The organism is Cellulomonas biazotea (genome assembly GCF_004306155.1).
Classification (GTDB): domain Bacteria; phylum Actinomycetota; class Actinomycetes; order Actinomycetales; family Cellulomonadaceae; genus Cellulomonas; species Cellulomonas biazotea.
This window is the reverse complement of sequence record NZ_BIMR01000085.1, coordinates 1-9,800: the sequence shown is the minus strand read 5'-3', so window position 1 is coordinate 9,800 and position 9,800 is coordinate 1. Positions and strand designations below refer to the sequence as shown.

The window sequence follows — 9,800 nt, the reverse complement described above, 5'->3', positions numbered from 1 at the left end:
GCGCGTCGCCGATCACTGGAACTCAAGGAGTAGAGACCATGCCCACGCCCACCAAGGGTCCCCGGCTCGGTGGCGGACCGGCGCACGAGCGTCTGATCCTCGCGAACCTCGCGACGCAGCTGTTCGAGCACAAGCGGATCACGACGACCGAGACGAAGGCCAAGCGCCTGCGTCCGCTCGCCGAGCGCCTCATCACGTTCGCCAAGCGCGGTGACCTGCACGCCCGCCGCCGTGTCCTGACCGTCGTCAAGGACAAGGGTGTCGTGCACACCCTCTTCACGGAGATCGCTCCGGCCGTCGCCGAGCGTCAGGGCGGCTACACGCGCATCACGAAGATCGGTCCGCGCAAGGGCGACAACGCGCCCATGGCCGTGATCGAGCTCGTGCTGGAGCCGCTGTCGCCGAAGCAGGCCGTCGTCAAGGAGGCCACGAAGGCCACCGCGAAGGCTGCCCCCAAGGCCGAGAAGAAGGCCGACGAGGCCCCCGCCGCGGAGGCGACCGAGGCTCCGGCCGAGGAGACCACCACGGACGCGACCGAGGGCGACGCCGAGAAGGCCTGACCCTCGCAGCACCCGTCGTGCATCTCCCGGCACCGCCGCCGTACTGTCGGGGCATGGCCCTGCCGGTCGTCCTCGTGCACGGCCTGCGCACGTCCCGGACGATGTGGCGCGCACAGGTCGAGGCGCTCACGCGCGCCGAGCACCCGGCCCTGGCCGTGGACCTGCCCGGTCACGGGGCACGGGCCGCCGAGTCCTTCACGCTGGACGGCGCGGTGGCGACGGTGCGGGACGCGGTCGACGAGGTGGGCGGTCGCGCGCTGGTCGTCGGGCTGTCGCTCGGCGGGTACGTGGGGATCATGCACGCCGCCCGGCACCCCGAGCAGGTCGCCGGGCTCGTCGCTGCGGCGTGCTCCAGCCGGCCGTACCGCCTGCTGGTCGGCGGCTGGGCGCTCGCCGCACGCGGCATCGTGCGGCTGCCGGACCACGGGGCGGGCCTCAACGCGTTCCTGGTGAGGCGCGCGCTGCCCGCGCAGGGTGCGGTCGACGTGGCTGCGGGCGGGTACGCGCTGCTGGTCACCGACAGCGTGCTGCGGGAGATGTCGACCGCGACGCCGCTCGACGACCTCGCGCGTGTCGAGGCGCCCGTCTGGCTGGTCAACGGGCGGTACGACCACTTCCGCGGGGACGAGCGGGCGTTCCTGGCGGCCTGCCGCGACGGACGGCTCGTCGTGGTGCCGGGAGCGACCCACCTGGTGAGCCTCGTGGCACCCGAGCGGTTCACGCGCGTGGTGCTGGAGGCGCTGGACGCGGTCGAGGCACGGTCGCGGGCGCAGGGCACGGCGAGGGTGGTCGCCGGCGGGCGGTGACCCGACGCGACGTCGCGGGTCCGCCGCAGCGGGCACGTGCCGGGCGCCGAACCACGAGACGCGCAGGCCCTCGCACGGCCGGACGTGGGCCCGGGCCGCGCACGCGGTGGTGCGTCAGGCCTGCAGCGACCAGGCGCGGACCCCGCCGACGATGCCCGCCTGGTTGGGCACCACCACGACGTCGTCGCCGAGCCGCTCGAGGACCTGCGGGGTGACCTGCCGGGGGTTGCCGCCGCCCAGGTACAGGCGGTCCCAGTGGAACACCGGCCGCAGGCCGTCGACGACCCTCCGGACGCGACGCGACCACAGGCCGTCGCCGAGCCGCGCGCGCTCGACCTGCCCGACGTAGGCGTCGTACGTCGTGCCCCAGCGCACGGGCGCGTGCGACAGCTCGAGGTGCGGCGCGAGGGTCCCGCCGTCGAACAGCGCGGACCCGAGGCCCGTGCCGAGCGTGAGGACCAGCTCGACGCCGGTGCCGGACACCACGCCGGCGCCGTGCACCTCGGCGTCGTTGAGCACGAGCGTCGGCATCGCGAGCCGCGACTGCAGCGCCGCGCGGATGTCGCACCCCGCCCACGCGGTGACGAGCGCCGGGTCGACGGCGGTGCGCGGGCCGGAGCGGGTGACGTAGTGCGGGGTCGCGACGACGACGCCGTGGCGGATCATCCCGGGCATCCCGACGGTCGCGCGGTCGGCGGGGGGCAGGTCGGCCGCGATGCCGGCGATGGTGTCGACCAGCCGGCCCGGGGGGAGGGGGTACGGGGTCGGGACCCGGACGGCGGGCGCGTGCAGGGTGCCGGCGGCGTCGAGGACCGACGCCTTGATGCCGCCGCCGCCGCAGTCGACGGCGAGCGTGAACGGTCGGGACGGCGTGCTCGGCACGCTCCCACGCTAGCGGGGCGTGGACGGGGAGGCTGCCGCGCCCGGCTAGCGTGGTGGCCCGTGACCGACGACCTCCGCGGCGACGACGTGCCGCAGCCCCCCGAGCAGGCGGCGGCCGGCGTCGTCCGCCTGCGGCTCGACCTCGCGTACGACGGCACCGCGTTCTCCGGGTGGGCGCGGCAGCCCGGGCTGCGGACGGTGCAGGGGGTGCTGGAGGACGCCCTGGCGGTCGTGCTGCGGACGGCCGCGCACGGGGAGGCCGCGCCGCACGTCACCGTGGCGGGCCGGACGGACGCGGGCGTGCACGCGCGGGGGCAGGTCGCGCACGTCGACGTCTGGCCGGACGTGCTGGAGGCGGTGCGCGGCCGCTCGGACCGGGCCCCGACGGACGCGCTGGTCCAGCGGCTCGCCGGGGTGCTGCCCGCCGACGTCGTCGTGCACCGGGTGGGGCGGGCGCCCGAGGGGTTCGACGCGCGGTTCTCGGCGCTGCGCCGCCGCTACGCGTACCGGATCTGCGACGACGCGGGGGCGCGCGACCCGCTGAGCCGCGCGCACGTCCTGTGGCACCGGCGGCCGCTCGACGTCGAGGCGATGGACGCGGCCGCGCGCACGCTGCTCGGTCGGCACGACTTCGCCGCGTACTGCAAGCCGCGCGAGGGGGCGACGACGATCCGCACGCTCGAGGCGTTCGCGTGGGAGCGCCCGACGGCGGGCGCGGACGCGGGGACCGTCGTGGCACGCGTGCAGGCGGACGCGTTCTGCCACTCGATGGTGCGGGCGCTGGTCGGCGCGAGCGTCGCGGTCGGCGAGGGCCGACGACCCGTGAGGTGGCCGGCGGAGCTGCTGGCGGGCCGGCGTCGTGACGCGGCGGCGCACGTCGTGGCGGCGCACGGCCTGACGCTCGAGGAGGTCGGGTACCCGCCCGACGACGAGCTGGCCGAGCGTGCGGGGCGGACGCGGGCACGCCGTGAGGCGCACGACGTCGACCCGCACCCTGTCACCGGCTGCTGCTGACCGCTCCGGCGGCGCGCAGCCGGCACCCGGCCGACGACGCCGGCTGCCCACCCGCGCGGGCGGCAGGAGCGGGACCCCCGGTCAGCGCCCGGGCGGGGCCGAGCCCGTCAGTACGTGTCCTCGTCGTCGTCGTGGTAGCGGCGGTCGTCCACGAACTCCTCCTCGACGAGGTGCACCGCCGCCTCCTCGGCGCTCGCGGCGCCGCCCGAGACGCCGGCGTCGACCGCGAACGTGTCGGTCGCGCCCGCCTCGACGGCGTCGCCGTCCGCGACGAGCCGTCCGGCCCGGAGCTCCTCGCGGTGGCCGCTCACGCGGGGCCGCGCCTCCCAGACCTCGGGCTCCTCCTGCGCGATCCGCTGGTCGATCGTCTCGCGGTGCTGCTCCTCCCACGGCGTCTCGCCGTAGTGCGAGGACCGCGGGCGCTCACGCTCGGGCGGGGAGTACCCCTCGTCGAGCAGGTCGCTGACGCCGCGCTCGACGAGCGTGTCCTCCTCGGGCAGCTGGTCGGTGTCGCCCTCGCTGCCCAGCGCCAGGTCGGTGCGGGTCGCCGGTGTCTCGTCGCTCATGCTCCGACCCTCGCACCGCGTCGCACGGCGCGCCAGGGGAGGACGACCCGGTCGGCGGTGCGGCGACCTGCGGGGTGGCGCCATGCCAGGAGGACGGAATGAGGTTCGGCGGGGAGGGCCTGTGCGGCGACACTGGTCGCATGGGTCATCTCGACATCGGCGGCGTCGGCTACGTGCTGCCGGACGGCCGTCCCCTGCTCGACGACGTGACGTTCCGCGTGGGCGAGGGCGCGCGCGTCGCGCTCGTCGGGCCCAACGGGGTCGGCAAGTCGACCCTGCTGCGGATCGTCGCGGGCGACGAGCAGCCGCACGCGGGCTCGGTGGGCCGCAGCGGCGGCCTGGGGGTCATGCGGCAGGACGTGGGGCGCATCGACGACGACCGCTCGATCCGCGACCTGCTGGCGTCCCTCGCGACGCCCGCGGTGCGCGACGCGGCGGTCGAGCTCGCGGCGGCGGAGCTCGGGATCATGGAGGTCGACGACGAGCCGGCGCAGATGCGGTACGCGCAGGCGCTCGTCGACTGGGCGGACGTCGGCGGGTACGAGGCCGAGGCGGGCTGGGACCGCGTGACGGACGCGGTGCTGTCGATCCCGTTCGAGCGGGCGCAGCACCGGGAGGTCCGGTCGCTGTCGGGCGGCGAGCAGAAGCGCCTGGTGCTGGAGGCGCTGCTGCGCGGCCCGGACGAGGTGCTGCTGCTCGACGAGCCGGACAACGCGCTCGACGTCCCGACGAAGCGCTGGCTCGAGGACCGGCTCCTGGCGTCGCCGAAGTCGGTGCTGCTGGTGAGCCACGACCGCGAGCTGCTGGCCCGGGTGGCGACGCACGTCGCGACGCTCGAGCCGACGGTCGTGGGGGCGTCGGCGTGGGTGCACGGCGGCGGGTTCGCGACGTACCACCAGGCGCGCGAGGACCGGCGGTCGCGCCTGGAGGAGCTCATGCGGCGCTGGGAGGAGGAGCACGCGAAGCTGCGCGAGCTCGTGCTCACCCTGAAGACGAAGGCGGCGTTCAACGACGGCCTCGCGTCGCGGTACCAGGCGGCGCAGACCCGGCTGCGCAAGTTCGAGGAGGCGGGGCCGCCGATGGTGCGGGTCCGCGAGCAGTCGGTGCGGGTGCGGCTGCGGGGCGGGCGCACGGCGAAGCGGGCGGTGGTCGCGACCGGGCTGGAGCTCACGGGCCTCATGCGCCCGTTCGACCTGGAGGTGTGGTTCGGGGAGCGCGTCGCGGTGCTGGGGTCGAACGGCTCGGGCAAGTCGCACTTCCTGCGGCTGCTCGCGGCGGGCGGGTCGGACCCGGGTCCGGAGCACGTGCCGGCGGGGGAGACGGCTGTCGCGCCGGTCCGCCACACGGGGTCCGTGGTCCTCGGCTCGCGCGTGCGGCCCGGCTGGTTCGCGCAGAGCCACGCCCACCCCGAGCTGGTCGGCCGGACGCTGCTGGAGATCCTGCACCGCGGCGACGCACACCGGTCCGGGCTGGGGCGCGAGCAGGCGAGCCGGGCGCTCGACCGGTACGAGCTCGTCGAGCAGGCGGAGCAGACGTACGAGACGTTGTCGGGCGGTCAGCAGGCGCGGCTGCAGATCCTGCTGCTGGAGCTGGGCGGCGCGACGCTGCTGCTCCTGGACGAGCCGACGGACAACCTCGACCTGCACTCGGCGGAGGCGCTCGAGGCAGGGCTCGCGGCGTTCGAGGGGACGGTGCTCGCGGTCACGCACGACCGCTGGTTCACGCGCACCTTCGACCGGTTCCTCGTGTTCGCGGCGGACGGCTCGGTCGTCGAGACGCCCGAGCCGGTCTGGGACACGGCCCGCGTCGAGCGGGCCCGCTGACGACTGCTCGCCCGCGGCCCGCGACGCACCGCGCACCGCGGGCGAGCGCTTCCCTGGACGCCCGTCCATGGTCGGGACCGACTCGTGTCACCCGGTTGCAGTACGACGTCGCGGCGCGACCTGCGATTCCACGTTTCTCACCCGCCCACGCGGGGGACGCGGGCGCAGAATGACGGGCATGTCGAACACCAGCGTCCCGTGGGTGCACCGCTCCGCGCGTATCGACGACGCGTCGGCGCTGAGCACCCTTGCCGAGTGGCTCACCAACGTCCAGCTCGACAGCTCGAACGACCAGGAGGAGCTCGAGCGCTGCGCGGCGGCGCTCGACCGCATCGCGCTCGCGTCGGGCGTCCTCATGCGTCAGCTCGGCGACCTGTCGCTGGATCGCTGCGACTTCAGCGACCACCTGCTCGCCGACGAGCGGCACCGGGTGTCCGAGGCGCAGCGGACCGCGCTGCAGGACGCGCTCGGGGAGCTCGTCCACCGGGCGCGAGCCCGCCGCGGACGGCACGCGAACGTCGTCCACGTCTCGGACCTGCAGGGGCTGCTGCCGCGCCCCGTGCCGCAGCGTCCGGCAGGCGCGGAGTAGTCAGCCGCCCACGAGGAGCGTGACGGCGAGCGTCGTCATGACGACGGCGACGACGACGTCGAGCACCTGCCAGGCCCGTGGGCGGGCGAAGAGCGGACGCAGGCGTCCGGCACCGAAGCCGAGCACGGTGAACCACGTGAGGCTCGCGGTGACGGCTCCGGCGCCGAACGCCCAGCCGCCCGCGGCGGGGTGCTGGTGGGCGAGCCCGCCGAGCAGCACGACCGTGTCCAGGTAGACGTGCGGGTTGAGGAACGTCAGCGCGAGGCACGTGAGGAGCACGGCCGAACGCCGCCCGGGGCCGTCGGCCGTGGGGTCGAGGTGCTCGGGATGCCGGGCGCGGCGCGCGGCCCCGACGGCGAGGACCAGCAGGAACGCGGCGCCGGCGAACCGGACGACCTGCAGGACGGCGGGGCGACCCGTGACCAGGCTGCCGAGGCCCGCGATGCCGAGGGCGATGAGCAGGGCGTCGGCGCCGGCGCAGAGCAGGACGACGGGCAGCACGTGCTCGCGACGCAGGCCCTGGCGCAGGACGAAGGCGTTCTGCGCGCCGATGGCGACGATGAGCGACAGGCCGGTGAGGAAGCCGGTGAGGGCGGCGGGGAGCACGTCGTCGACGCTAGGCGCGACACGCTCCTGAAGACCAGCTCATGTTCGTCATGACCCTTTAGCATCGCTCATCATGACCTGGGACGCCGAGCACCTGCGGACGCTGGCCGCGATCGTCGACGAGGGCAGCTTCGAGGCCGCGGCCCGCTCGCTGCACGTCACCGCGTCCGCGGTCAGCCAGCGCATCCGGGCCCTCGAGCAGCAGGTCGGCACCGTCGTGGTGCAGCGCACCCGGCCGTGCCGCCCGACGGCCGCCGGTGAGGTGCTCGTCCGGCTCGCCGGCCAGGTCGAGCTGCTCGGGCGGGACGCGACCGCCGAGCTCGGCGCGGTGGCCGGGGAGCAGCCCGGCGGACGGCGGCGGATCGCGGTCGCCGTCAACGCCGACTCGCTCTCGACCTGGTTCCCGGCTGCGCTCGCCGGGCTGCCCGACGACGTCCTCGTCGACCTGCGGCGCGAGGACCAGGACCTGTCCGCGCAGCTCCTGCGGGAGGGGACCGTGACCGCCGCGGTCACGGCCGAGCGCCGCGCCGTGCAGGGCTGCCGCGTCCGGGCGCTCGGCGCGATGCGGTACCGCGCGCTCGCGGCGCCCGCGTTCCGCGACGCGTGGTTCGGCCGGGCGACGGACGCCGCCGCGTTCGCGCAGGCACCGGCCGTCGCGTTCAACCGCGCCGACGCGCTCCAGCACGGCTTCGTCCGTCGCCTCGCCGGCAGCGTCCCCGTCCTGCCGGTGCACTACGCGCCCGAGCAGGGGGCGTTCGTCGCGCTGCTCCGTGCGGGGCTCGGGTGGGGGATGGTGCCCGAGCAGGCCGCCGCGCCCGCGCTCGCGGACGGCTCGCTCGTCGAGGTCGCGCCCGGGAAGGTGCTCGACGTGCCGCTGTACTGGCAGCACTGGGCGCTGCGGACTCCGACCCTGGACGACCTCACCGAGCGGGTCCTCGTGGCCGCCCGGGTGCTGCGCCGCTGACCCCGCGACGGCCGGCGTCGGCCGGTGGCAGGGCGCAGCACCCGTGGACCACGGTCACCAGGGTGACGGCGGCGGGGGCGGCACGACCGGCGGGCGGTCGTCGCACGTGAGCGTGTTCGGGACGAACGGCGCGAGCCAGTTCGTGCCCGGGCGCCACGGGTTGTTGTCCGTCCCGTCGTTGCCGCCGAGGTCGGTCAGCACGAACTCCGAGCCGGTGGGCGGGAAGTGGAACGCCCCGCAGCTGTTGACGCCCACGGCTCCGACGCCGCGCACGTCGACGTCCTCGAACGACGCGCCGCCCGCGGTACGGGCGCTGACGACCGACGTGCCCGTGCCGTCGACGCGGACGCCGCGGAACGTGACGCCGGTGATCGACACGTCGTCGCGGACCCCGAACTCCGAGACGAGCAGGACCGCGTTGTAGGTGCTGTCGAGGTAGTGGTCCCCGGTGACCCGGACGTCGGCCGCGATCGAGCGGTCGAGGGCGTACAGCCAGATCGCGCCGAGGCCGATGTTCCAGTTCTGCTCGTAGGTGCCCGCGCGCACGGTCGTGTTGTCGGTGAACGCGATCGTCCCGGCGAACGGCGTCGCCCCGAACCGTGCGCCCGCGTGCAGGCCGCTGCCCTCCCGGACCGGGTCCGCGACGAGGTTGCCGCGCACGGTCAGGTCCCGGCCGCCGTACAGCGCGATGCCGTTGGCCAGCACGGGGGACTGCACGGTGTTCCGCTCGACGACGTTGCCCGCGTCGTCGACGCCCTCGGACCACATCGCGAGGCCGTCGTCGCCGGTGTTGCGGACGAACGTGTTCCGCACGACCGACCCGGTGACCCCGGTGTGGAGGTTCACCGCGTCGGCGACCTGGTCGACGATCATGGAGTCCTCCAGCACGAAGCCGCTCAGCGGCCCGTCGAGCCAGACGCCGACCTTCGTGTGCTGGATGTGCAGGCCGCGGACGGTCGAGTCGTTGAGCGCGCCGCCGATGCCGTTGACCTGGTCGGTGTCGACGCGCTCGCGGACGTCGCCGCGGATCGCGAAGCCCGACAGGTGCACGTCGTGGCTGCCGCCTTCGGCGGCCGGGCGACCGTAGAAGCCGACGCCGGTGTGCACCGAGCCGTCGGGCGCGGGCGTCGGCAGCGCGACCTCGCGTCCGCGGAACACCGTGTACCAGGAGCCGGCACCCTCGATCGTCACGTCGTCGACCAGGACGTGCCGGTTCACCTGGTACGTGCCGGGCGGGACGTACACGGGCAGGTCGTGGCGCTGCGCGAACGCGATGGCGCGGTCGAGCGCGTCGGCGGAGTCGCGGCGGCCCGTCGGGTCGGCGCCGAACAGCAGCGCGTTGGCCGCCCGCAGCCGGACGTGCGGAGGCCCGACCAGCTCGGAGCCCACGACGTCGACGACGGTCCACTCGGCGGTCGCGCCGGGCGGCACGGTGAGGCGGACGGTCTCGCCCGCGCGGTACGTCCGGCCGAGGAGGACACGCCGCTCGTCGTAGAAGTGCGACGGCCGGAAGGGCTTCGTGACGACGGGCGCCGGGGTGGTGGCGGCCGGGACGCAGCCGCATTCCGTGATCCACCAGTCGGGGTGCAGCAGGTCGGCGGCGGGGTCGTTGCTGAAGGGGTACTGGTTGTAGAGCCACGCGTACTGCGACGTCAGGGTGATCGTGCGGCTGTCGCGGCCTGTGGTGACCCGCAGCGGCGACGTGATCCCGCCGCCCGTGGGGGAGTCGGGGATGGCGTAGCGGAGGGTGAGGGCGTTCGCGGCGCGGGGGAGCGTGAGCTCGACGTGCTGGCCGCGCGCCAGGCGGACGGCCGACCGCCCCGACGCCTCCGACGGCAGCGTGTAGGCCGTGCGGTCGGGGCCGATGACCGTGCCGTCGGTCCGGGCGTGCTCGGCCTCCTGCTCGAGGAACGGCACGTCGGCCCCGCGCCCGGCGACGAGCGCGGGGTCGAGCGCGGCGCGGGTGACGGGTGGGGCCGGGGCGGGCGGG

The 9,800-nt window shown here is 75.6% G+C and carries 10 protein-coding genes; 6 read left to right on the top strand and 4 right to left on the bottom strand.

The genetic code is table 11. The features are described 5' to 3' along the window. Positions 1 to 38 precede the first annotated feature (38 nt). Both rplQ and CBZ_RS07055 read left to right on the top strand, forming a co-directional pair. Positions 39 to 560 carry a 50S ribosomal protein L17 gene (gene rplQ, locus CBZ_RS07060; protein ID WP_130780874.1) on the top strand — a complete coding sequence of 174 codons (522 nt, stop codon included), beginning with the start codon at positions 39 to 41 and terminating at the stop codon, positions 558 to 560. Between the two features lie 53 nt (positions 561 to 613). Further along, on the top strand, positions 614 to 1,366 hold the full coding sequence (locus CBZ_RS07055; RefSeq protein WP_130780873.1) for an alpha/beta fold hydrolase: 753 nt from the start codon (positions 614 to 616) through the stop codon (positions 1,364 to 1,366). 114 nt (positions 1,367 to 1,480) lie between these two features. Here the strand turns inward: CBZ_RS07055 and CBZ_RS07050 are convergent, their stop codons facing one another. Beyond that, entirely contained in the window at positions 1,481 to 2,248 is a 768-nt protein-coding gene (locus CBZ_RS07050) for an ROK family protein (RefSeq protein ID WP_130780872.1), read from the bottom strand. Positions 2,249 to 2,335: 87 nt separating this feature from the next. Between CBZ_RS07050 and truA the strand changes: the two genes are divergently transcribed. Then, positions 2,336 to 3,262, top strand: a complete 927-nt coding sequence (gene truA, locus CBZ_RS07045) for a tRNA pseudouridine(38-40) synthase TruA (RefSeq protein WP_130780875.1) — start codon at positions 2,336 to 2,338, stop codon at positions 3,260 to 3,262. Between the two features lie 107 nt (positions 3,263 to 3,369). On the opposite strand, the gene CBZ_RS07040 is transcribed toward truA, so the two are convergent. Continuing rightward, positions 3,370 to 3,828, bottom strand: coding sequence for a DUF5709 domain-containing protein (locus CBZ_RS07040; RefSeq protein WP_130780871.1), 459 nt, complete (start codon positions 3,826 to 3,828; stop codon positions 3,370 to 3,372). 140 nt (positions 3,829 to 3,968) lie between these two features. Here CBZ_RS07040 and CBZ_RS07035 point away from each other — a divergent pair, with 140 nt between their 5' ends. Both CBZ_RS07035 and CBZ_RS07030 read left to right on the top strand, forming a co-directional pair. Continuing rightward, entirely contained in the window at positions 3,969 to 5,651 is a 1,683-nt protein-coding gene (locus CBZ_RS07035; RefSeq protein WP_130780870.1) for an ABC-F family ATP-binding cassette domain-containing protein, read from the top strand. Between the two features lie 178 nt (positions 5,652 to 5,829). Beyond that, positions 5,830 to 6,240, top strand: coding sequence for a hypothetical protein (locus CBZ_RS07030; RefSeq protein WP_130780869.1), 411 nt, complete (start codon positions 5,830 to 5,832; stop codon positions 6,238 to 6,240). Here CBZ_RS07030 and CBZ_RS07025 read toward each other — a convergent pair whose 3' ends face one another. After that, on the bottom strand, positions 6,241 to 6,846 hold the full coding sequence (locus tag CBZ_RS07025; protein WP_130780868.1) for a LysE/ArgO family amino acid transporter: 606 nt from the start codon (positions 6,844 to 6,846) through the stop codon (positions 6,241 to 6,243). It abuts the gene before it with no gap. Positions 6,847 to 6,919: 73 nt separating this feature from the next. On the opposite strand from CBZ_RS07025, the gene CBZ_RS07020 reads away from it, so the two are divergent. Further along, the gene (locus CBZ_RS07020) at positions 6,920 to 7,810 is read left to right on the top strand and encodes a LysR family transcriptional regulator ArgP (protein WP_130780867.1); all 891 of its coding nucleotides are present in this window, start codon (positions 6,920 to 6,922) and stop codon (positions 7,808 to 7,810) included. A gap of 54 nt (positions 7,811 to 7,864) precedes the next feature. On the opposite strand, the gene CBZ_RS07015 is transcribed toward CBZ_RS07020, so the two are convergent. Continuing rightward, positions 7,865 to 9,800: glycosyl hydrolase family 28-related protein (locus CBZ_RS07015; protein ID WP_130780866.1), on the bottom strand; the 1,936-nt coding region annotated here is incomplete at its 5' end.

What these genes read in the sequence shown, in the direction of transcription:
- rplQ (WP_130780874.1), top strand. Translation starts at nt 39, where the DNA reads ATGCCCACGCCCACCAAGGGTCCCCGGCTCGGTGGCGGACCGGCGCAC.
- CBZ_RS07055 (WP_130780873.1), top strand. Translation starts at nt 614, where the DNA reads ATGGCCCTGCCGGTCGTCCTCGTGCACGGCCTGCGCACGTCCCGGACG.
- CBZ_RS07040 (WP_130780871.1), bottom strand. Translation starts at nt 3,828, where the DNA reads ATGAGCGACGAGACACCGGCGACCCGCACCGACCTGGCGCTGGGCAGC.
- CBZ_RS07035 (WP_130780870.1), top strand. Translation starts at nt 3,969, where the DNA reads ATGGGTCATCTCGACATCGGCGGCGTCGGCTACGTGCTGCCGGACGGC.
- CBZ_RS07030 (WP_130780869.1), top strand. Translation starts at nt 5,830, where the DNA reads ATGTCGAACACCAGCGTCCCGTGGGTGCACCGCTCCGCGCGTATCGAC.
- CBZ_RS07020 (WP_130780867.1), top strand. Translation starts at nt 6,920, where the DNA reads ATGACCTGGGACGCCGAGCACCTGCGGACGCTGGCCGCGATCGTCGAC.